The organism is Rhizohabitans arisaemae (assembly GCF_025996515.1).
GTDB classification, from domain to species: Bacteria; Actinomycetota; Actinomycetes; order Streptosporangiales; family Streptosporangiaceae; genus Rhizohabitans; species Rhizohabitans arisaemae.
Genome location: NZ_BLRH01000060.1, coordinates 186,089 through 208,199, shown reverse-complemented (window position 1 = coordinate 208,199; position 22,111 = coordinate 186,089). Strand labels below are relative to the sequence as shown.

General features: G+C 70.2%; 20 protein-coding genes. 10 read left to right on the top strand and 10 right to left on the bottom strand.

The features are described 5' to 3' along the window. Positions 1 to 20 precede the first annotated feature (20 nt). The gene (locus RUR_RS29430) at positions 21 to 392 is read right to left on the bottom strand and encodes a MerR family transcriptional regulator (RefSeq protein WP_283138479.1); all 372 of its coding nucleotides are present in this window, start codon (positions 390 to 392) and stop codon (positions 21 to 23) included. A gap of 107 nt (positions 393 to 499) precedes the next feature. Between RUR_RS29430 and ahcY the strand changes: the two genes are divergently transcribed. Together ahcY and RUR_RS29420 are read left to right on the top strand one after the other, a co-directional pair. Then, positions 500 to 1,930, top strand: a complete 1,431-nt coding sequence (gene ahcY / locus RUR_RS29425) for an adenosylhomocysteinase (RefSeq protein ID WP_283138478.1) — start codon at positions 500 to 502, stop codon at positions 1,928 to 1,930. Between the two features lie 74 nt (positions 1,931 to 2,004). Continuing rightward, positions 2,005 to 3,255, top strand: a complete 1,251-nt coding sequence (locus tag RUR_RS29420) for an adenosylhomocysteinase (protein ID WP_283139835.1) — start codon at positions 2,005 to 2,007, stop codon at positions 3,253 to 3,255. 121 nt (positions 3,256 to 3,376) lie between these two features. On the opposite strand, the gene RUR_RS29415 is transcribed toward RUR_RS29420, so the two are convergent. Continuing rightward, positions 3,377 to 4,015, bottom strand: coding sequence for a DUF305 domain-containing protein (locus RUR_RS29415; protein WP_283138477.1), 639 nt, complete (start codon positions 4,013 to 4,015; stop codon positions 3,377 to 3,379). Between the two features lie 184 nt (positions 4,016 to 4,199). On the opposite strand from RUR_RS29415, the gene RUR_RS29410 reads away from it, so the two are divergent. Then, positions 4,200 to 5,669, top strand: coding sequence for an LVIVD repeat-containing protein (locus RUR_RS29410; protein ID WP_283138476.1), 1,470 nt, complete (start codon positions 4,200 to 4,202; stop codon positions 5,667 to 5,669). Positions 5,670 to 6,284: 615 nt separating this feature from the next. Here the strand turns inward: RUR_RS29410 and RUR_RS29405 are convergent. Next, positions 6,285 to 7,130, bottom strand: a complete 846-nt coding sequence (locus RUR_RS29405; protein WP_283138475.1) for an RDD family protein — start codon at positions 7,128 to 7,130, stop codon at positions 6,285 to 6,287. Positions 7,131 to 7,175: 45 nt separating this feature from the next. Here RUR_RS29405 and RUR_RS29400 point away from each other — a divergent pair, with 45 nt between their 5' ends. Beyond that, positions 7,176 to 8,171 (top strand): stage II sporulation protein M, encoded by a 996-nt coding sequence (locus tag RUR_RS29400; protein ID WP_283138474.1) that lies wholly within the window; start codon positions 7,176 to 7,178, stop codon positions 8,169 to 8,171. A 7-nt stretch (positions 8,172 to 8,178) separates the two neighbouring features. Here RUR_RS29400 and RUR_RS29395 read toward each other — a convergent pair whose 3' ends face one another. The 5 genes from RUR_RS29395 to RUR_RS29375 are packed head-to-tail and all read right to left on the bottom strand — an operon-like array spanning position 8,179 to position 13,369. Beyond that, positions 8,179 to 9,474, bottom strand: coding sequence for a DUF58 domain-containing protein (locus RUR_RS29395; protein WP_283138473.1), 1,296 nt, complete (start codon positions 9,472 to 9,474; stop codon positions 8,179 to 8,181). Positions 9,475 to 9,493: 19 nt separating this feature from the next. After that, positions 9,494 to 10,447, bottom strand: coding sequence for an AAA family ATPase (locus RUR_RS29390; RefSeq protein ID WP_283138472.1), 954 nt, complete (start codon positions 10,445 to 10,447; stop codon positions 9,494 to 9,496). Continuing rightward, positions 10,444 to 11,592 (bottom strand): DUF4350 domain-containing protein, encoded by a 1,149-nt coding sequence (locus tag RUR_RS29385; RefSeq protein WP_283138471.1) that lies wholly within the window; start codon positions 11,590 to 11,592, stop codon positions 10,444 to 10,446. The genes RUR_RS29390 and RUR_RS29385 overlap by 4 nt, the downstream gene beginning before the upstream one ends. Next, positions 11,589 to 12,194, bottom strand: coding sequence for a DUF4129 domain-containing protein (locus RUR_RS29380; protein ID WP_283138470.1), 606 nt, complete (start codon positions 12,192 to 12,194; stop codon positions 11,589 to 11,591). Before RUR_RS29380 ends, RUR_RS29385 begins: the two co-directional genes overlap by 4 nt. Next, positions 12,191 to 13,369, bottom strand: a complete 1,179-nt coding sequence (locus RUR_RS29375) for a hypothetical protein (protein WP_283138469.1) — start codon at positions 13,367 to 13,369, stop codon at positions 12,191 to 12,193. Before RUR_RS29375 ends, RUR_RS29380 begins: the two co-directional genes overlap by 4 nt. 340 nt (positions 13,370 to 13,709) lie before the next feature. On the opposite strand from RUR_RS29375, the gene mtrA reads away from it, so the two are divergent. The 6 genes from mtrA (at position 13,710) to RUR_RS29345 (ending at position 20,586) form a co-directional block, all read left to right on the top strand. Beyond that, positions 13,710 to 14,387, top strand: a complete 678-nt coding sequence (gene mtrA / locus RUR_RS29370) for an MtrAB system response regulator MtrA (RefSeq protein ID WP_283138468.1) — start codon at positions 13,710 to 13,712, stop codon at positions 14,385 to 14,387. Between the two features lie 23 nt (positions 14,388 to 14,410). Beyond that, positions 14,411 to 16,051: an MtrAB system histidine kinase MtrB gene (mtrB, locus tag RUR_RS29365; RefSeq protein ID WP_283138467.1), complete on the top strand. Its 1,641-nt coding sequence runs from the start codon at positions 14,411 to 14,413 to the stop codon at positions 16,049 to 16,051. Then, positions 16,048 to 17,820, top strand: a complete 1,773-nt coding sequence (locus RUR_RS29360; RefSeq protein WP_283138466.1) for an LpqB family beta-propeller domain-containing protein — start codon at positions 16,048 to 16,050, stop codon at positions 17,818 to 17,820. The genes mtrB and RUR_RS29360 overlap by 4 nt, the downstream gene beginning before the upstream one ends. Before the next feature lie 4 nt (positions 17,821 to 17,824). Further along, positions 17,825 to 18,496 (top strand): ComF family protein, encoded by a 672-nt coding sequence (locus RUR_RS29355; protein WP_283138465.1) that lies wholly within the window; start codon positions 17,825 to 17,827, stop codon positions 18,494 to 18,496. Between the two features lie 620 nt (positions 18,497 to 19,116). Further along, positions 19,117 to 19,791, top strand: a complete 675-nt coding sequence (gene hpf / locus RUR_RS29350; RefSeq protein WP_283138464.1) for a ribosome hibernation-promoting factor, HPF/YfiA family — start codon at positions 19,117 to 19,119, stop codon at positions 19,789 to 19,791. 102 nt (positions 19,792 to 19,893) lie between these two features. Then, on the top strand, positions 19,894 to 20,586 hold the full coding sequence (locus RUR_RS29345) for a response regulator (protein ID WP_283138463.1): 693 nt from the start codon (positions 19,894 to 19,896) through the stop codon (positions 20,584 to 20,586). Between the two features lie 19 nt (positions 20,587 to 20,605). Here RUR_RS29345 and RUR_RS29340 read toward each other — a convergent pair whose 3' ends face one another. Both RUR_RS29340 and RUR_RS29335 read right to left on the bottom strand, forming a co-directional pair. After that, positions 20,606 to 21,769, bottom strand: a complete 1,164-nt coding sequence (locus tag RUR_RS29340) for a winged helix-turn-helix domain-containing protein (RefSeq protein ID WP_283138462.1) — start codon at positions 21,767 to 21,769, stop codon at positions 20,606 to 20,608. A gap of 45 nt (positions 21,770 to 21,814) precedes the next feature. Then, positions 21,815 to 22,066 carry a hypothetical protein gene (locus tag RUR_RS29335; protein ID WP_283138461.1) on the bottom strand — a complete coding sequence of 84 codons (252 nt, stop codon included), beginning with the start codon at positions 22,064 to 22,066 and terminating at the stop codon, positions 21,815 to 21,817. Positions 22,067 to 22,111 lie beyond the last annotated feature (45 nt).

Sequence of the window (22,111 nt, the reverse complement as noted above, 5' to 3'; positions counted from 1 at the left end):
GGGGCGGGGTGGATGCGCGGTCATAACCTGGGGGTGGTGGGGTGGCCCGGTGAGGGAGGGCGTTGTCCCAGGAGCCGCAGCGCCTTCTCCTTCTCGAAGTCGAGGGCGCGCTGCTGAGGGGAGGCGATTCTGCCGATGCGGAGGCCGAGTTCGCGTACGGCCGCCGCTACGCCCGGCTCGCTCAGGGCGCGGAGGGCGAAGGCGAGTTCGGCGGGGGAGACGTCGAAGCGACGCTCCAGCTCGACCGCCTGGGTCACGGCGCTGAGTTCGGCGGGGCCGAATCGGCGGTGGCTTCCGCTCTGCCGGGTCGGCGGGAGGAGGCCGAGTGATTCGCGATAGCGCAGCATGCGGGGGGACATGCCCAGTCTTTTCGCCGCTTCAGTGATCCGCATAGAGGTAATCTTACAAAATTCTGTTAGATTCGCACCACTCAAGGTGCGCGCCCCGAGTAGGCGACCTAGACTCACGGAGTAATCCCAGGGTGTCAAAGGAGAACTACATGGACTTCAAGGTCGCCGACCTGTCCCTAGCGGCCTTTGGCCGCAAGGAGATCAAGCTCGCGGAGCACGAGATGCCGGGCCTGATGGCCGTCCGCCGTGAGTACGCCGAGACCAAGCCGCTCGCCGGCGCCCGGATCATGGGCTCTCTCCACATGACGATCCAGACGGCCGTGCTGATCGAGACCCTGGTCGAGCTCGGCGCCGACGTCCGCTGGGTGAGCTGCAACATCTTCTCCACGCAGGACCATGCCTCGGCCGCCGTCGTGGTCGGCCCGAACGGGACCGTCGAGGCCCCGGCCGGAGTTCCGGTCTTCGCCTGGAAGGGCGAGACCCTGGAGGAGTACTGGTGGTGCACCGAGCAGGCCCTGGCGTGGCCCGACGGTGCCGGCCCCAACATGATTCTGGACGACGGCGGCGACGCGACCCTCCTCGTGCACAAGGGTGCCGAGTACGAGAAGGCCGGTGCCGTGCCGAGCGCCGGTGAGGACGACGTCGAGGAGTGGCGGATCATCCTCGACACGCTGCGCCGTACCATTGAGGCGAAGCCGGGCCGCTGGACCGCGGTGGCCGAGGCGATCAAGGGCGTCACCGAGGAGACCACCACCGGTGTGCACCGTCTCTACGAGATGCACAAGGCCGGCACCCTCCTCTTCCCGGCGATCAACGTCAACGACTCGGTGACCAAGTCCAAGTTCGACAACAAGTACGGCTGCCGCCACTCGGTCATCGACGGCCTGAACCGGGCCACCGACGTGCTGATCGGCGGCAAGGTCGTGGTCGTCTGCGGCTACGGGGACGTCGGCAAGGGCTGCGCCGACGCGCTGCGCGGCCAGGGCGGCCGCGTCATCGTCACCGAGATCGACCCCATCTGCGCGCTGCAGGCCGCGATGGACGGCTTCCAGGTCACCGTGCTGGAGGACGTCGTCGGCATCGCCGACATCTTCGTCACGACCACCGGGAACTTCGACATCATCACCGCCGAGCACATGGCGCGGATGAAGCACCAGGCGATCGTCTCCAACATCGGGCACTTCGACAACGAGATCGACATGGCCGGCCTCGCCCGTACCCCGGGGATCGTCAAGAACACCATCAAGCCGCAGGTCGACGAGTGGATCTTCCCGGACGGGCACTCCATCATCGTGCTGGCCGAGGGCCGGCTGATGAACCTGGGCTGCGCCACCGGCCACCCCTCGTTCGTGATGTCCAACTCGTTCACCAACCAGGTGATCGCCCAGATCGAGCTGTTCACCAAGTCCGAGGAGTACCCCCTCGGCGTCTACGTGCTGCCCAAGCACCTGGACGAGCGGGTCGCCCGGCTCCACCTGGACGCGCTCGGCGTCAAGCTCACCACGCTCACCAAGGCGCAGGCGGAGTACATCGGCGTCGACGTCGAGGGCCCCTACAAGCCCGACCACTACCGCTACTGACCGGCTTTGCGGCCTCCCGTCGCGCGGTGCGCGACGGGAGGCCGTTCCACAGTGTGATCAAAACGGGGGGACGGGTGTACGACATCGCGGACTCGGGTCTGGCCGAGGCCGGGTCGCGGCGGATCGAGTGGGCGGCCCGGGCGATGCCGGTGCTCCATTCGATCAGGGAGCGCTTCGCGGTGACGCGGCCCTTGGCGGACGTGCGGATCGCGGCCTGCCTCCATGTCACGCCGGAGACGGCCAATCTCCTGGTCACCCTGGCCGCGGCGGGGGCGAAGGTGGCGATCGCCGCCTCCAACCCGCTCTCCACCCAGGACGACGTCGCCGCCGCGCTGGTCGGGTCGCACGACCTCGCCGTGTACGCCCGTTCCGGGATCGACCGGGACGGGTACCACACGCACATTCATCGGGTGCTGGACATCGAGCCCGACCTGGTCCTGGACGACGGATGCGATCTCGTCGACATCCTGCACACCGAGCGGGTGGAGCTGCTGGACCGGGTCCGCGGGGGCTGTGAGGAGACGACCACCGGGGTCATCCGGCTTCGGCGGATGATGGCCGAGAACGCGCTGCGCTTCCCGATGGTGGCGGTCAACGACACCTTGACCAAGCGCATGTTCGACAATCGTTACGGCACGGGGCAGTCGACCCTGGACGGGATCACCCGGGCCACCAACCTCCTGCTCGCGGGGAAGACCGTCGTCGTGGCCGGGTTCGGGTACTGCGGGCGCGGCGTCGCCGAGCGGGCCAAAGGCTTCGGCGCCCAGGTGATCGTCACGGAGATCGACCCGGTCAAGGCGCTCGACGCGACCTTGCAGGGCTATCGGGTACGGCCGATGGCCGAGGCCGCCGCCGAGGGCGACGTCTTCGTCACCGTGACGGGAAACCGCGACGTCATCCGGGCCGAACACCTGGAGGTCATGAAGGACGGCGCCGTCCTGGCCAACGCGGGCCACTTCGACGTGGAGATCGACGTCAGAGCCCTGCACGACCTGGCCGTCGCGGTGAACCCGGGTATCCGTCCGCACACCGACGAGTACGTCCTCGCCGACGGGCGCCGCCTGCTGCTCCTGGCGGAGGGCCGGGTCGTCAACCTGATCGCGGCGGAGGGCCACCCCGCCGCGGTGATGGACATGGCCTTCGCCGCGCAGGCCCTCTCCGTGGCCTGGCTGGCGGGTCAGGAGCTGCGGCCGGGCGTGTACGACGTGCCGGAGGAGATCGACGCGGAGGTCGCCGGGCTCAAGCTGGACTCGATGGGGCTCGCCGTGGACACCTCGACGCCGGAGCAGCGGGAGTACATGAACTCCTGGCGTCAGGTCTGGTGAGCGAAGACGCGATCGTGTGCACGGCCCGCGCTCGATAGGGCGCTCACCCGCAAAGTCAATGCAGGCGGCGTACGGGCTGCCGCCGCCTCGGCCGGGGCTGCCGCCGGAGCCGGTTCGGCGGCTACAGCCGGGCCTGGATGGCGCGTAGCCGGTTGATCTCTCCGGTCTGGACGGAGACGACGTCCTTGGCCATCTCCTCGACCATGACGTGGGAGCCGTTGAGGAGCAGCTGCTCGGCCATGGTGACGGCGCCCTGATGGTGAACGATCATCAATTCCAGGTACGCCTTGTCGAAGGCGGGGCCCGTCGCGGCGCGCAGCGCGGTGAGCTGGTCGGGCGTCGCCATGCCCGGCATGTTGGGATGGGTCCCGCTATGGTGCTCCGGCACCTGCAGATCTTGGTTGGTCAGCCAGGCGGCCATCGCCTTGATCTCCGGCTCCTGCGAATCCTTGATTCTGGACGCTATCGCCTTGACCTGCTGATTCGCCGCCCTGGTGGGGGCGAGGTCTGACATGTCCAGGGCCTGGCGATGGTGAAGGATCATGTTTTCGACGTATTGCACGTCGGCGGCGTTGACCTTCTCCGACGGGACGGCGGTCGGGTACTCGCTGGGCTTCAGGGTCGCGGCCGGCTCGCCGGGCTTGCCGGGGGCGAGGACCGGCGCGGTGTGCACCGGTGGTGCGGCCACGTTCTCAGCCGGACTGCCGGTACAGCCAACGAGGAGGAACAACGAGATACCGGCGAGGACTGCGGCGCGCAAATGGTCTCCTTCACGAGCAGTCAGAGCAGCCTAGCACCTTCAAAAGCGACAAAACAGATTACATACCGTTAAAGTTTCTCACACCATATTTTGTCGCGTAGTTATTGCATGAAAGGTAAATTTCGGGCACTTTCCGTACCATCAACCCCCACTGGGTACGGAACTAGCAGGAGGCCAGTAGCGCATGGCGTTCAGTCTTCGACGCGGCTCACCCGGCCGTAAACTCTTAATGGCGGGGGCCGCGGTCGCCCTTGTGATGACCGCGCAACCCGCGAGCGCGGCGACCATCCCCGCAGTCGACGAGGTCGTCACCAGCCCGAATGTGGAACTCGTCGCAAACCTTCCCAAGCAGGCGCCGTTCGACAACCAAAATGCCTTCGGCACTGACCTGGCCTTTAAGGGCAAATACGCTTACGTCGGCAACTACGATGGCTTCACCATCTACGACATCAGCAAGCCGAAGAAGCCGGTCCTGGTGAGCCAGGTTGTCTGTCCCGGATCCCAGAACGACATCTCCATCACCGGGAACCTGCTGTTCCTGTCGACGGACTCGTCCCGGAGCGACAACTCCTGCAGCAGCGTCTCGCAGAGCGCCCGGGAGAAGTCGTCCTGGGAGGGCATCAAGATCTTCGATGTCAGCGACGTCCGGAACCCCAAGTACGTCGCGGCGGTGGAGACCCCCTGCGGTTCGCACACCCACACCCTCGTGCCCGAGAACAGCCGGCGCAAGAGCTCGGTCTACGTGTACGTCTCCTCCTACAGCCCCAACGCGGCCTTCCCCGACTGCCAGCCGCCGCATGACCTGATCTCCATCATCAAGGTCCCGCTGAACAACCCGGCCGCGGCCGCGCTGGTCGGCACGCCGAACCTGTTCCCGGACGGCGGCAACCCCGGCCTGCCCGCGCCGTACCCGAACGGCCGCTCGGCCACCTCCGGCTGCCACGACATCACCGTCTACGCCGAGAAGAACATCGCCGCGGGCGCGTGCATGGGCGACGGTGTCCTGATGGACATCTCCGATCGGGAGAATCCAAAGGTCATCGACAAGGTCCAGGACATGACGAACTTCGCGTTCTGGCACTCCGCCACGTTCAACGACCGGGGCGACAAGATCGTCTTCACCGACGAGCTCGGCGGTGGCAGCGGTGCCACCTGCAACGCGGAGATCGGTCCGCTGCGGGGCGCCAACGCCATCTACGACATCAAGCGTGGCAAGCTCGAGTTCAAGAGCTACTACAAGATCAGTCGTGAGCAGTCGACCCGCGAGAACTGCGTCGCCCACAACGGCTCCCTGATTCCGGTCAAGGGCCGCGACATCATGGTCCAGGCGTGGTACCAGGGTGGTATCTCGATCTGGGACTTCACCGACTCCGCCAACCCGCAGGAGATCGGCTGGTTCGACCGCGGTCCGCTCTCCGAGACGCAGTCGATCCTCGGCGGCTCGTGGTCGGCGTACTACTACAACGGCTACATCTTCTCCAGCGACATCCAGAAGGGTCTCGACGTCCTCAAGATCCGTGACCCCCGGACCAACCGGGCGAACGGCTTCCGCTACGACATCCTCAACACCCAGAGCCAGCAGTCGTTCTTCGACCACGACTGGGACGACGATGATGACGACGACGACGATGACGACGATGACGACGACGACTGATCTCCGGTCCGAGGTCTGACCTCCTCATCGGCCTGAGCGCCTGATCCGCGCCGGCTCCCGTCCCTGAGGGGATGTGGGCCGGCGCCGGGGACGGGTACGGCGAGCGGTCCACCCGCGCCCGCCGTACCCGTCCTGTCGTCTCAGGGCCGAGCCGCTCGCCGCAACCGGCGAGTCGGGGCACCTCGGGTTGACCCCGGTCTTAGGTGAGTGGGCCAGGCGGGAAAGAACCGACCGGGTCACACCCGTGAACGTGCGATACCCCGTTAGGCGCGGTTCTGCTTACAAGAACAGTATTTTCAACATCGACCGTGGCGGTTCGTGCCGCGCAAAGAGCGACGTGGCACGAACCGCCACGCGCATTCGCCCGTCGCAAAGGACGCGACGTGCGAAGTGCGGACGTAGTGCGACCGGCACCTAGGATCCAGCCGTACTCGCACCCCGGAGTCCGGGAACCGCATGAGAGTTCTCGGGCCTCGTGGGTACGGCCTGGCTGATCATGGTGATGTGTGCAGCCGGAGGGCGTAAGCACCACAAGGGTCACGTGAATGGCGGGACAGGTTCCGAACTTCAGAACAGGCCCTAACGGAATACCGCGCGTTCGGGGTTGCGTGGGGACTACGCCGGGGGTGCGAAGCCGCTCGCGGAGGTCGGAAGGTCGGTGCTCGGCTCCGGTCTGGGATGCGCCGGGCGGCCGGCGGGCCGGACGTTGCGGGCGAGCGCGGTACGGAGCCTGCGCTCGTGGCGGGTCCGGCGTTCGGCGAGGACGGCGGCGAGGAAGGTCTCCGGAGGCAGTCCGGGCGGCGGGGGCGGCGAGATGTACCCGATCACGGTGTTCGCGATCCGGGCGCCCATCTCCCGGTGGACGTCGGGGGCGAGCTCCCGGCCGCGGAGCAGGTACTGGCGCGCGGTGTTCGCGAGCTCCACGGGGAGCCGGGAGAGTTCCAGCGTGCCCGCCCAGGCGGCCAGTCCCGGGGGGATGGCCGGCGGCGGCACCGCCCGGTACGAGGCGCGCTCGCCGATCACGATGGTTCCGGCGAAGACGTCCCCGAGACGCTTGCCCCGCCGATTGGCCAGCGAGGTGATCACGGCCGCGGAGCCTGAGAACCCATAGAGCTCGATCACACCGGCGAGGCCGCGGACCAGAGCCTGCCGGAACCGCACGGGACCTCCGTCGTCGCCGACGACCCGGAGCCCCATGGCCAGTTTGCCCAGGCTGCGACCACGGCTCAGCGTTTCGAAGACGATCGGGTAGCCCGCGTAGATCAACACGGCGAAGCCGATGTAGATCGCGGTTGCCAAGGCGGGGTCCACCCTCGGTATCACGGCGCCGAGGAGGAAGACGAACCCGAGGTAGGCGACCGTCTGCGCGACGAAGTCGATCAGGAAGGCGACGCCGCGGCTGGGGAGCTGGGCGACCCGTACGTCGAGGACGACGGCGTCACCGGTCACAACGTCGGACATGGTTGCCCTCCTGCTAGGGTTCGCCGCTCACTCTAAGCTCTCCTCGTGGACATCGACGCCTTCATCGCCGTGCACGGGCGGAGCTGGGACCGGCTGGAGAGCCTGGTCCGCGACCGCCGCAGGCTCTCCGGGGAGGAGACCGACGAACTCGTCGACCTCTACCAGCGGGTCGCCACGCATCTGTCGATCGTCCGCTCGGCCGGGGGCGACGCGCTGCTGGTCGGCCGGCTCTCCTGGCTGGTGGCCCAGGGGCGCTCGGCCGTCACCGGTGCCCACGCGCCGGCCTGGCGGGAGGTGATCCGTTTCTTCACGGTGGGGTTTCCCCTGGTCGCCTACCGGGTGTGGCGGTGGTGGGCGGCGACGGCGTTCGCCTTCCTCGCCGTGGCGACGGTCTTCGGGGCCTGGGTGGCGGGCGATCCCGAGGTCCAGGCCGCGATCGCCACCCCGGAGCAGATCACCCAGCTGGTCGAGCACGAGTTCGCCGACTACTACTCCACCCATCCGGCGGCGTCGTTCGCCTCGCAGGTGTGGCTCAACAACCTCTGGATCTCGGCCCAGGTGGTCGCCTCCGCGATCCTGATGGGACTCCCCATCCCCTGGATCCTCCTGCAGAATGCGGCGAACGTGGGCCTGTCCGGCGGCCTGATGGTCGCCAGGGGCAAGGGTGACGTCTTCTTCGGGCTCATCACCCCGCACGGGCTGCTGGAGCTCACCGCGATCTTCCTCGCCGCGGCCGCGGGGCTGCGGGTGGGCTGGACGGTGGTCGACCCGGGGCCGCGGCGGCGGGGGGAGGCCTTGGCGGAGCAGGGCCGTGCGGTGATGAGCGTGGTGCTCGGCCTGGTCGTGGTGCTCGGCGTCGCCGGTCTGATCGAGGCGCTCGTCACCCCGTCCGGCCTGCCGACCTGGGCACGGGTGGGCATCGGGGTCCTCGCCGAGGCGGTCTTCCTCGGCTACGTGTTCCTCTTCGGCCGCAGGGCCGTGCGGGCGGGGGAGAGCGCGGACATCGAGCGGGCCCCCGATCTCGCGCCCTCCACCGGGTAGCGGTCGTTCACAGCCTTCCGGCGGCCTTCAGGGCCAGATACGCGTCGGCGAGCGCCGGGGCGATCGTCTCGGGCGGGGCGTCCACGACCTGGACTCCGCGGCGGGCCAGCGTGGCCGTGATCGCCTGCCGGTCCGCCAGGGCGCGCTCCGCCGAGGCGGCGTCGTACACGGCCTCGGCGCCGCCCCGCCCGGCGGCGAGTTCGGCGATCCGCGGGTCGGCGACGGCGGCCAGCAGCACCAGGTGCCTGGCGGTGAGCTCGGGGAGCACGGTGAGCAGCCCCTCCTCCAGCGCGGGGGGATTGAGGTCGGTGAGCAGGACGAGCAGGCATCGCCGTCTGGCGCGGGCCAGGATCGCCGCCGTCATGCCGGGCGCGTCGGCCTCCACCAGCGAGGCCTCGATGGGCGCCATCGCGTTGACCAGGGCCGGGAGCAGCGTGGTCCGGGATTCCCCGGAGACCTGGGTACGGACCTGGCGGTCGTAGGCGAGCAGGTCCACCCGGTCGCCGGCCCGCGCGGCCAGGGCGGCCAGGAGCAGGGCGGCGTCCATGGCGGAGTCCAGGCGCGGGATGTCGCCGACGCGGGCGGCCGAGGTCCGCCCGGTGTCCAGGACGATCAGCACGCGCCGGTCCCGCTCCGGACGCCAGGTACGGACGACGACGTCGGACCGCCGGGCGGTCGCCCGCCAGTCGATGGAGCGGATGTCGTCGCCGATCACGTACTCGCGCAGGGAGTCGAACTCGGTGCCCTGCCCGCGGATCAGCGCCGGATGCGAGCCTTGGAGTTCGCGCAGTTTGGCGAGCTTGGCCCCCAGGTGGCGGCGGCTGTGGAAGGGGGGCAGGACGCGGACGGTCCAGGGGACGGCGTGGGTGCCCTGGCGGGCCGCGAGCCCGAGCGGGCCCAGCGAGCGCACGGTCACCCGGACGGCCTCCCGGTCGCCCCGCCGGGAAGGAGTCAGGACCGTGCGCACCCGCCGGCGCTCCCCGGCGGGCAGGTCGACGGGGTGGAGCCGCGGCGCCGGGTGCGCGCTGGGCGGCCAGGCGTCGCGGAGCAGCCCGCGGACCCTTCGCCGGCCCGGGTTGGCGACGATCAGATCCACGGTGACGGAGTCGCCCAGCCGGACCAGGCGCTCGCCTTCCCGGGTGAACCGCAGCGCCCGTACGCTCCCCGCCAGGCAGAGATCCAGGACCACCGCGAGGAGCAGCAGGCCCTCGATCACGAGTACGGCGAGTCCCGGACGCGGCGCGAACAGCACCACGATCGTGCCGAGCAGCGCGAGCAGCCCCGTCCGCCCGGTCAGCGCCATGCCGACCGCCCCCGCGTGATCATCGGGGCACCGGGACGGAGGCGAGGATCCCGTCCAGCAGGCCGTCGGGGGTGGCGCCCTCCAGTTCCGCCTCCGGGCGCAGCTGGATCCGGTGGCGCAGCGTCGGCCGGGCGAGGGCCTTCACGTCGTCGGGGGTCACGTAGTCCCGCCCGGCGAGCCAGGCCCAGGCCCGCGCGGCGGCGAGCAGCGCCGTGCCGCCGCGGGGGGAGACCCCCAGGTGGAGCGAGGGCGACTGGCGGGTGGCGCGGGCGATGTCCACGATGTAGCCGGTGACCTCGGGGGCGACCCGTACCTGCTGGACGGCCTTGCGGCCAGCCGCCAGGTCCTCGGCGGTCGCCACCGGGCGCACCTGGGTGAGCTCCCGGGGGTCGAACCCCTGGGCGTGCCGCTCCAGAATCGTGATCTCCTGATCGCGCGGGGGGAGGGGGACGGTCAGCTTGACCAGGAAACGGTCGAGCTGCGCCTCGGGCAGGGTGTACGTGCCCTCGTACTCGATCGGGTTCTGGGTGGCGGCCACCACGAAGGGGTCGGGGAGGGGCCTGGCCGTGCCCTCCACCGAGACCTGCCGCTCCTCCATCGCCTCCAGCAGCGCGGCCTGGGTCTTGGGCGGGGTCCGGTTGATCTCGTCGGCGAGCAGGAGGTTGGTGAAGACCGGGCCTTGGCGGAACTCGAACTCCGCCGTGCGGGCGTCGTAGATCAGTGAGCCGGTCACGTCGCCGGGCATCAGGTCCGGGGTGAACTGCACGCGTTTGAAGTCCAGGGAGAGCGTGGCCGCGATCGTGCGCACCAGGAGTGTCTTGGCGACGCCGGGCACCCCCTCCAGGAGCACGTGACCGCGGCAGAGCAGGGCGATGACCAGGCCGCTCACCACCGCGTCCTGGCCGACCACCGCCTTGGCGACCTCGGCTCGGAGGGCGACGAGGGCTTCCCGTGCGGCGTCCGCGTCGTTCACGATCCGCGCACCTCTCTTTCCACAGTGTCCAATTGGTCGGCGAGGACGACGAGCTCCGCGTCGCCGGCGGGCGGCGGTCCGTGGAGCACCTCCGCCACCTGTACCGGGTCGCGTCCGGTCCGTACGGCTATCGCCTGGGTTATCGCATCGGGGTCGGCGTCGTGGTTCAGCCCGAGCCGACCAGTGATCCGGCCCAGCGCACCGGCCCGCAGCGCAGCAGCGGCCCGGTCGTGGGCGTGGCGCGACCGGTAGAGCCTGCCACGCCCCTCCACGGTCTCGGCGGCCCGGACCACCACGGGGAGGGCCTCGCTCACCACCGGCCCGAGGCGCCGTCCCCGCCACAGGGCGACGAACACCACGGCTATCACGAGTTGCAGCGTCGCCCAGAGTACTCCGGCGGGGATGAGGTCCTCGAAGCTCTCGCCGCCCTCACCGGGCGGGGGGCGGTCCAGGGGCGAGGGCATCAGCCAGATCAGGTTCGGCCGGGCGCCGAGCAGGTTGAGCGCGAGGGCCGCGTTCCCGTCCTCGGCGAGCCGGCGGTTGGTCATGAACTCGCCGTCGCCGAGGACGACGGTCCGCACGCCCTCCTCGGCGATGGACACCAGGGTGGGCTCGCCGTCGGCGTGGTAGCAGCCTTCCCCGTGCTCCGGCGCGGAGAAGGTGACCCCGCCGGTGAACACGGTCCCGGCCGCCGTCGCGGCGGGCAGGGAGCAGCCGGGCAGCCGGGAGGTCGGCCGGGCCCCGCTCTCCACGGTCACCCCGGGGACGAGCGTCGGAAGGTCCTGGGGGAACGGGTCGACGATCACCCGGTCGCCGGGGAGTTCGGCGAGCGTGGTGAGCTGCTCCAGGCCCACCCGCACGGACGAGGTGACGACGATGGTCGTGTCGTCGGTCGCCAGCTCCGCGGCCTCGGCCACCCGCTCCACCCGGTGCACGGTCACGCCTCGCTCGGCGAGGAGGACGGCGAGGGCTTTGGCTCCCTGGGCCGAGGTGTCCGCCGGGTCCAGGTGACGCCCCTGCCGTCGTTCGTCCGGCTGGATCAGGGTCGCGACCGTCGCCGCCACGACCATCAGGAGCAGGAGCGCCAAGGGAAGGCGGAGCGCGCGGGCGATACCCCGGATCGTGGGCGAGGTCGGTGTGCTCACACCGCGCTCCGGGTACGGGCGAGGCGGCCGTCGAGGTCGGCGAGGCGCCCGTACGCTTCCGCGGTGCCCGCGCGTCCGCCGTACACGACGTCGTCGAAGATCCGCGCGGCACCGGTGAGCTCCTCGGCGAGGCCGGGCAGCTCCCGCCCCGCCTCTGTGGCGAACTCGCCCGCGGTGCGGCTCGGCGACGGCGTGAGGATCGCGCGTTCCTCCAGGGCGCGGGCCATCGCCCGGAGGCGCTCGCCGATCGCCTCCGGCCAGCGTCCCTCGGCCGCCAGGCGCTCGGCCTCGGCCCGGTGTTCGGCGGAGGTCAGCGCGCGTTCGCCGTACAGGCCCTCCTCGGCGCGGCGGCGGGCGCGCACGGTCTTGCCGATCCGCCACCGGATGAGGGCGACGAGGCCGACCAGGACGAGCAGGAGCGCGACGAGGGCGAGCGTGGAGTCGAGCAGGGTCTCACCCTCGCCGGCCAGCAGGTCCTCGACGTACTGCCGGAACCGGCGCACCGTGTGGTCGAGCCAGGACTCCTCCTGGTACTCGAGCTTGGCGAGCTCACGCCGCGCGGCCTCGGCCGCCTCGTCCCGGCCGACGCCGATCGGGTTCACCGCTGCTTGACCCAGAGGTCGTCGACGGGTTCACGGATCAGGCCCTGCTGCGCGCGTTCCGCCGCGGCCGTCTGGAGCACCAGGTCGAATCCCTCGGCCCGCATCCGGCGGTCGGTGTACAGCAGGCCGGTGACGCCGGCGATGACCGGGTAGCCGAGCATGCCGTAGATGACGGAGCCGAGGCCGCTGAGCACCGCGGAGATCGTCACCCCGCCGGCGGCGACGGCGAAGCCGCCCGCCAGGGTGAAGGGGAGCGCGAACGCGGAGCCGACGACCGAGACCAGCAGGCTGGTGAGGATGAGGATGCCGAGCACCCGCCAGGAGTCGCCCGAGGTGAGCGTCCACGATCGGCGCATGGCCGGGATGATGCCGATCCGCTCCTGCATGATCGCCGGAGCGGTGAGGGAGAGCCGGGCCCAGATGAACAGATACCAGGCGAGGAAGACGAGCAGCGCGAGCAGCATGAGGGGCACCATGACCGCGGAGAACCCGGACACCTGTGCCCACAGGACGAAGCCGCCGATGAACAGCAGCAGCGGGGCGACGGAGATGGCGAGGCTCAGAAACGCGTAGCCGACCAGCCCCGCCATACGCCGTAGGGAGACCCGCCAGGCCTCCGCGATGCCGATCTTCTCCCCGAAGACGCTCCGGCCCAGGACGGTGATGAGCAGGCCGGTCAGCATCGTGGCCGCGACGGCCTGGACGAGAATGCTCACGGCGAGTCCGGCGAGCGCGACGACCAGGCTCGTCAGGGCCGCGTCCACGTCCGCGTCGGCGTCCACGGCCAGCGTGGTGTTGAGGGAGTTCTCCAGGTACGCCTGGGTGAGGACCAGGGGTACCGCGCCGACGGCGGCGACGACGGCGGAGAGGCCCAGGGTCGCCGCGGGGTTCGCGCGGATCGTCTTGATCGTGCCGTCGAGGATGTCGCCCAGCCCGAGCGGCCGGAGCGGGATGACCCCGGGGCGCGGCGCCTGGGGCGGGCCCTGATGCCGGTACGGAGGGCCGGGATGGCCGGGCGGGGGTCCCCACTGACTCGGCCCGCCGGGGTTCGGCGCGGTGTCGGCGGGGGCGGTGCCCGGAGCCGACCAGGGCGTGTCGTACGGCGGCGGTTGCCGGGCCGACCAGCCCGGGTTGCTGGGTGATTCGGGGGTGGTCGCCCCGGTTTCATCGGCCATGGGCTCCATCCTGGCATGGTGCAGGCACGGGGAGGCGTTCCGAGCCGGAGATGTGACTTGCGGCGACCGGTCGGCGTGGGACCGGAGGGTCAGGAGTCACTGCGGGGACCGGGTTGTTGGCGCGCACGCCTTGGGTAGGGGAACATGGAATGACCTGGTGGTTGCACGACGTTTTCCTGACGGGGTCATGACCGTATTCAGTCAGATCATCGCACTGGGGGGATGAAGCGCCTAGAATCCGGCTTTCGGTAGCACTCTGGACGACACTGGAGCGCTGTAACACTCAACCGCCAGGCGCGGGTAGCCTTCGACGGATGTCTTGAATCACGAATGAGGGGCCATGAAAGGACGCGTGCTGGTCGTCGACGACGACGCCGCTCTCGCGGAGATGCTGGGCATCGTCTTACGCGGGGAGGGCTTCGAACCCTCGTTCGTCGCGGACGGTGACAAGGCGCTGGACGCGTTCCGGGACACACGGCCGGATCTGGTGCTCCTCGACCTGATGCTGCCGGGTGCCGACGGGATCGACGTGTGCCGCAGGATCCGGGCCGAGTCCGGTGTTCCCATCGTCATGCTGACGGCCAAGAGCGACACCATAGACGTCGTGCTGGGTTTGGAGTCCGGCGCCGACGACTACATCGTGAAACCGTTCAAACCCAAGGAGCTCGTCGCCCGGGTCCGGGCGCGCCTGCGCCGTACCGACGAGCCGACCCCCGAGGTGCTGCAGATCGGGGACATCACGATCGACGTGGCCGGTCACTCGGTCAAGCGCGGCGAGGAGACCATCAACCTCACCCCGCTCGAGTTCGACCTGCTCGTCGCCCTGGCCCGCAAGCCGCGCCAGGTCTTCACCCGTGAGGTCCTGCTCGAACAGGTCTGGGGCTACCGCCACGCCGCCGACACCCGGTTGGTGAACGTGCACGTCCAGCGGCTCCGCGCCAAGATCGAGAAAGATCCCGAGCACCCGGAGATCGTGGTCACCGTCCGCGGCGTCGGATACAAGGCCGGACCGGCATAGGGATCGCGCCTGGCGGACATGTGATGGCCCCCCAGACCAAGGTCTCCTGGCGTAACCCCGCCCGCCGGCTCGTCCGCGGTGTCCGCAGGCGGGTACGGCGGTTCGCGGGCCGTGTCCTGCGGATCTGGCGCCGCTCGCTCCAGCTGCGCGTGGTGGTCAAGACGCTGGCGATCTCCGCGTCCGTCGTCGCGGTCCTCGGGATCTTCCTGATGGATCAGATCAGCACCGGGCTGGTCCAGTCCAAGCAGGCCTCGGCCTCCGCCGCGGCGCGGGCCGATCGGCAGGCCGCCGCGGTGCTGCTGAACGAGGAGCCGGTCGCCGGGGTCTCCCGCCTGGACAACGCGGCGCTGGCGCTCGCGGGCCGGGCCGGCCCGTCCCAGCGGTACGAAGTTGTGATCATCGCCCCGCCGGCCGAGGGGTTCGGCAGGTCGACGCTCGACTTCGACTCCGCCAGCGTCCCCGCCGACCTGCAGCACAAGGTCACCACGAGCGATGTGGCGCAGACGAAGTTCGCGCCCATGCGCTACGTCGGCTCCAAACCCGACCAGCCCGGCCTGGTGATCGGCGGCCGGGTCCCGGGCGGCTATCAGATCTACCATTTCTTCCCGCTGGCCGAGGAGTCCGCGGCGATCTCCCTCGTCCAGCGGATCCTGCTCTCCGTCGGGGTGGCCCTGGTGCTGCTGCTCGCGGCGATCGCCTCGCTGGTGACCCGGCAGGTGGTCACCCCGGTACGGCTGGCGCGGCAGGCGGCCGAGCGGCTCGCCTCGGGGCAGTTGGAGGAACGGCTCAAGGTCCGCGGCGAGGACGACCTGGCCAGGCTGGCGACGTCGTTCAACGACATGGCCAGGAACCTCGAGGTCAAGATCCATCAGTTGGAGGAGCTCTCCAAGGTCCAGCGGCAGTTCGTCTCGGACGTCTCCCACGAGCTGCGGACCCCGCTCACCACCGTCCGGATGGCCGCCGACCTGCTCTACGAGACGCGTGAGGACTTCGACCCGGCGTCCGCCCGCTCGGCCGAGCTCATGCAGAACCAGCTCAACCGGTTCGAGGCCATGCTCGCCGACCTGCTGGAGATCAGCAGGTACGACTCCCGCGCCGCCACCCTCGACGTGGACTCCGTCGACATGCGGGACATCGTGCTCCGCGCGGTCGGCGACTCCGAGGCCCTGGCGGAGCGCAACTCGATCAAGTTCGTGCTGCGGCTGCCCGGCGAGCCCTGCATGGCCGAGGTGGACAGCCGCAGGGTCGAGCGGATTCTGCGGAATCTGCTGTTCAACGCGATCGAGCACGGCGAGGGCAAGGACGTCGTGGTCCAGGTGGCGGTCGACCGGGACGCGGTCGCCGTGGCCGTACGCGACCACGGGGTCGGCCTGAAACCGGGGACGGAGAACCTGGTGTTCGACCGGTTCTGGCGGGCCGACCCCTCGCGGGCCCGCACGATCGGGGGGACCGGCCTGGGCCTGGCGATCTCCCGTGAGGACGCGCTGCTGCACGGGGGATGGCTCCAGGCCTGGGGACTGCCCGGGGAGGGGTCGCAGTTCCGGCTCTCGCTGCCCAGGGTGGCGGGGAGCGAGCTCAAGGGTTCGCCGCTCTCGCTGGCGCCGGCCGAGATCGAGCTGCGCCGGGTCTGGGGCAGCGGCCTGACACCGGGGGAGGACTGGTGAGAAGCAGGGTCGGATGCGCGATCGCCGTGACGGTCGCGCTGCTGGTGTCCGGCGGGTGCGCCGGGGTGCCCACCGGCGGGGTGGTGATGCCCGACGGCGACACCCGCAGCGAGGGGCCGGAGAGCGAGCCCTACATCCGGGTGATCGCGCCCACGCCCGGCCAGGGCTGGATCCCGACCCAGATCGTGGAGGGGTTCCTGGCCGCGTCGGCGAGCTTCGACGATCCGCAGCACTCGGTGGCCCGGCGGTACCTCACCGACAAGGCCAACCGCGCCTGGGCGCCGCAGAAGGAGGCCACGGTCTACGAATCCCCCGAGGGGATTCAGCTGGTGGGCAAGGAGCCGCTCCCCACGGACGCCGAGGTGCACGTCGCGCTCAGGGCAAAGGCCGTCGCCTCGATCACCAAGCAGGGGAGCTATCTCGCCCTGGAGCGTCAGGACGCGCCGCAGGACTTCCGGCTGGTCCGGGTCGGGCAGGAGTGGCGGATCGACGGCCTGCCCAAGGGGCTCTGGCTGACCCCGGCGGACCTGCGGCGCTCCTACCGCCCGATCGATCTGCATTTCTTCGACCACTACAAGTCCAGGCCCGTGGTCGACACGGTCTACGACCCGATCAGCCCGGACACCGATCTGGCCACCATGTGGGTGAAAAGGCTGCTTGAGGGCCCGACGAAGTCGCTGCGGGGCGCGGTCTGGACCGCCTTCCCCGAGGGCACCACGCTCCGCCGCGAGATCGGCCGGGGGGAGGGGAACACCTTCGTCGTCGACCTGGGCGGGGCTGCCAGGTCGGTGCGGTCCTCGTCGGAGACGCTCAAGCTGATGGCGGCGCAGCTGGTGTGGACCTTGCAGCGGTTGAAGGAGTGGGACCGGATCGAGCTGCAGATCGACGGCGTGCCGATGCGGGTCGGGAGCGACGGGGCCGTCGACCGGCAGGATTTCCGGAACGATCTCCCCAGCACGCCCCCGGACCTCTACTACGTGAACAAGGGCAAGGTGCACCGGACCCGGCCCGGGGATCAGGGCCGCCCGGTCGCCGGCGACCCCGTCTCCGGGGAGGCCGGGCACGGCAAGCGGGAGGTCTCCCACGTGACCGCGCACGGGAACCAGGTGGCCGCCCTGGCCGACGGGAAGGAGATCCTGGTCGCGGAGCTGGCCGACGGGGCCCGCTGGGAGCGGCGGATCAAGGGCACCCGCCTCACCGCGCCCTCCTGGGACGTCTACTCCAGCCTGTGGGTGGCCGACAACGTCGAGCCCTACAAGTCCCGGGTGCTTCGGTGGTACGGCGGTCCCGGGGGGCTGCGCGAGGTGGAGACCGTGGCCGCGCCCGAGCTGGGCGAGGGCGAGGTGGTCGCGCTCCGGATCTCCCGGGACGGCATGCGGGCGGCCGTCGTCCTGCGGACGGCGCGCAAGTACCGGGTGCTGGTGGGCACGGTCTTCCGGGACGGCTATCGCACCCGTCTCGGCGAGTTCCGCGAGCTCGGCGTGGCCGTGAACCTCCAGGAGGTGAGCGACATCGCCTGGCAGGACGACGCGAACGTGGTCGTGCTGGCCGCGACGAAGAGCGCCCTCCAGCTCTACCGTGTGCCGATCTTCGGCCCGGGGGTCACGGTTCTCACGCCGCCCACCGGCACCGAGACCATCGCGGTGTTCAACTCCGAGAGCCTCGCCGCCGGGTCCCGTGACGACCAGGTCAGGATCTGGAACAAGGACGAGGAGGACTGGGACGACCTCGAAATCCAGGGCGGGAGTCCCTCCTACCCCCTATCGTGACCGTGTGCTGGGGGCGCTCCTCGACCTGATCCTGCCGCCCCGCTGCGGCGGGTGTTCCGCACCGGGGGCTTTGGTCTGTACGGCGTGCGCCGGCCTCCTCCGGGCGGCTCCCCGGCGGCGCCTCCCGGTGCCCACGCCCCCGGGGATGCCGCAGGCGTGGTCCGCCGGGCTGTACGAGGGGGAGCTCCGCCGGATGATCCTCGCCTACAAGGAGCGCGGTCTCACCGCGCTCGCGGCCCCGCTCGGGCTCTGCCTGGCCCAGGTGGTCGCGGTCGCGCTCGGCGGCGCCGGAGCGGTCCGGCTGGTGCCCGTACCGTCCGCCCGGTCGTCGACCCGGCGGCGGGGGTACGATCCGGTGGCGCGCCTCGCCGCGCACGCCGCGCGGGGTCTGCGGCGTCAGGGGAGGCCGGCCGTGGTCTCGCCGGTGCTGGCGCATCGGCGGCGGGTGGCGGACCAGGCGGGGCTGAGCGCCGCCGGGCGGGCGGGGAACCTCTCGGGTGCCTTCCGGGTGGCCCCGGGGGAGCTGTCGGGCGCGGTGGTCGTGGTGGACGACGTCGTCACGACCGGGGCGACGCTTACCGAGGCTGCGGTGGCGCTGGAGCGTGCTGGGGCGCATGTCCGGATTGCCGTCACACTCGCCGCGACACGCCGAACGTGGGTAAAGCCACAAATGTAACAGACGGTAAATTTCCCATGGTGACTAAGCGGCCACATCTTTGTATCCGAAGTATCGATTGTCCTGTTCTCGACGGCGGTAGCGGCTCAGGCACAAGGGAAGTCGGTCATCGGAGCGCCATATCGGGCGATTCCGGAGAGTGACGGCGGGCCTTCGCCCCCGGTATCGACGGCTGACATTCGGGCTGGATGGGACTAGCGTTCTGGACATGGCACTCGCCTGGGTCCGTGGTTGCGCAGAGCCGGTAACTCTGGCTCCGCTAGCCGATGCCAGCCGCAGGCGAAACGGTCCACGTAAGGCGACTTTTTGTCGGCCGATCACGGTGCGGCTTAGAGGTAAGTCCTGCCCCCCCGGAGGTCCGGATGTCCTCCGTCAGGGGAGAAGGGGAGTAGTGGCGCGAGAGCTGCGAAACCCTCAGCAGGCGGATGTGGGGTCGAAGACCAGGTCGGCCGGGCGGGTGCCTTTCACACGCAAACGAATCCAAGGCGTCGAACAGCGCGGTCGGCACCGCGACGTGGTGGAGGGGCCTGCCCTCGCCGCGGTCGGGCCGGTCGCGAGGTGAGCGAGGAGCGGCGAGTGAGCAATTCAAGCGAAATGCGAGGCGAAGGGGGGTCTTTTGCGTGGACATCATCGTCAAGGGTCGGCACACAGGAGTGAGTGACAGGTTCCGCGACCACGTGGGGACCAAGCTGGCCAGGATCGAGCGCCTGGACAACAAGGTCATCCGGGTGGACGTGGAGGTGTCCCAGGAGCGCAACCCGCGCATGGCCGACAAGCGGGAGCGCGTCGAACTCACCATCCACTCCCGCGGCCCGGTGATCCGGGCCGAAGCCTCGGCGGACGACCGGTTCGCCGCCCTGGATCTCGCCATCGGCAAGCTTGAGGCCCGGCTGAGGCGGCTCAGCGACCGCCGTAAGATCCACCACGGCAACCACGCCCAGCCGTCCGTCGGCGATCTGACCGCGGTCCTGGGCGGGCCGTCCAACGGCAGGTCCGCGCAGCAGCAGCCCCCGGTCGCGGAGTCGTTCGAGCACGTGGACGTGTACGAGCCCCAGCCCGAGCCGGAGGACCTGCAGCCCGGCATCGTCCCCATCGAGATGGTGGGGGACGGGCCGCTGGTCGTCCGCGAGAAGGCCCACAAGGCCGACCCCATGACCATCGATCAGGCTCTGTTCGAGATGGAGCTGGTCGGCCACGCCTTCTACCTCTTCCGTGACAAGGAGAACGGCCAGCCGAGCGTCGTCTACCGGAGACGAGGCTACGACTACGGCATCATCCGCCTGGTCGAGTCCTGACACCCCGCCCTGTGAGGGCAGGCTCCCCCGCTTGTCCTCACAGGCCCGCGATGCATGCCATGATTGCGATTCTGCGGCTCTCTGGCCCCCCGAGGAGGAGGCGTGACGCATTCGGCCGAGGCTCGGCAAGGCGACCCCATCCGTGTCCTGATAGTCGACGATCATGCGTTGATCAGGCGGAGCCTTGAGCTCCTCCTGGCGGCCGAGGACGACATCCAGGTCGTCGGCGAGGCCGGTGACGGGTTCGAGGCGGTCGAGCGGGCGGGGGATCTCCTTCCCGACGTGGTCCTCATGGACATCCGGATGCCCCGGCGGAGCGGCATCGAGGCGTGCCGGAGCATCAAGTCGGCCGTGCCGAGCGCGCGGATCGTGATGCTCACGATCAGCGACGAGGAGGAGGACCTCTTCGAGGCGATCAAGGCGGGGGCCACCGGCTACCTGCTCAAGGACGTGGCGCTCGACGAGGTGCCCGACGCCGTGCGCGCGGTGCACGGCGGGCAGTCCCTCATCAACCCCGCCATGGCCGCCAAGCTGATCCACGAGTTCAAGGCGATGGCCAAGAAGGAGGACGAGCGTCCTCCCCAGGTTCCGGTGCCCCGGCTCACCGATCGCGAGATGGAGGTGCTCCGTCTCGTCGCCAAGGGCATGAACAACCGGGACATCGCCCGGGAGCTGTTCATCTCCGAGAACACGGTGAAGAACCACGTCCGGAACATCCTGGAGAAGCTCCAGCTCCACTCCCGGATGGAGGCCGTGGTCTACGCGGTCCGGGAACGCCTGCTCGAAATCACCTGAAGATCCCGGGCCGGGGCGGTCAGGTGAGCGCCTCGGCCAGCGGGGTCGCCAGGACGGCGGGCTCCACCCGCTCCACCTTGACCGAGTCGCACCCCACCCACGAGGCGGCCTGACGCAGCGCCGTCGCCATCGTGGCGACGTCGCCGGGCCGGTCGGCTTCGAAGGAGAGCTGCCGGGCGACCAGGACGGAGCCCTCCCGGGCCGGGTCGACCCGGCCGACGAGCTCGCCCCCCGCCAGGACGGGCATCGCGAAGTATCCGTGCACCCGTTTGGCCTTGGGCACGTACGCCTCCAGCCGATGGCTGAAACCGAAGATCCGCTCGGCGCGGGCGCGCTCCCAGATGAGCGAGTCGAACGGGGAGAGCAGCGTGGTCCGGTGTTCGGCCGGCGCGGGCCCGGCGAGGGCGGCGGGGTCGGCCCAGGCGGGCTTGGCCCATCCCGAGACCCGTACGGGCACCAGGCCGGCGCCTCCCCCGGCGAGGGCCTCGTCCAGGAGCGCCGCGTGCGGCCCGCGGAGCCGGAGGAAGTCGACGAGGTCGGCCCGGGTGGCGACGCCCAGGGCGCGTCCGGCCACCCCGGTCAGGTACCTGACGCACTCGGCGTCGTCGACGTCCCGCCCGAGCAGGTGATCGGGGATCGCGCCTTCCGCGAGCCGGTAGACGCGGCGCCATCCCTCGCGCCGGGTGCAGACCACCTCGCCGATGTCGAGGAGCCACTCGATGGCGATCTTGGTATCGGACCAGTCCCACCAGGGGCCGCCCTTCTTGGCCCCGCCGAGGTCGGCGGTGGTGATGGAGCCGCGCTGCCGTACCATCTCCCGCACCTCGTCCACGACGGGGGGCACCTCGTGCCATCGGAATCGCCGCTCTCGGAACTCCCGCCTGCGGAAGGCGTAGTACGGCCAGTGCTCCACGGGGAGGACGCAGGCGGCGTGGCACCAGTACTCGAACGCCTGGGCGGGTTCGGCCCAGTAGGCCTGCTCCACCGCGGGCCGGCCGAGCGCGCCGAGGCGGGAGTAGGCGATCAGCTCGTGGGATCGGGCGAGCACCGAGATCGTGTCAAGTTGTACGGCGCCGAGGCGGCGGAGCATGGCGGGCACGTCGGGATCGGCCGTGCCGGGTCCGGTGAAGCCTTGGGCGCGGAGGACGGCGTGTCGCGCGTCGTCGGGGGAGAGGTCGGTCACGACCGGTGATGGTACGCGGTGCCACCGACAAACGCGCCTGGCCGGTTACTTGGTCCGGCGGGCCCGCCGGGTGATGTGCGGCGACTCGGAGAGGACGTGATACGCGTCCAAGATGACATCGGAAAAAATGTCCACAGCGAATGCCAAGAGCCCGCCAAGCACCAGAAGGGCGACGGCGACCCAGAAGAGGACCCAGCTCCCGAAAACCAGGGCGAGCCCTCCGGCCAGGAAGCCCGCTGTGATCACGCCGACGGCGATCCAGGACCCGAAGCGCCCCCAATGACTTTGTTGTTCCATAGTTCTATTCATCCCCGGCAAACGGCAGGATAGACGTGGAGGAAC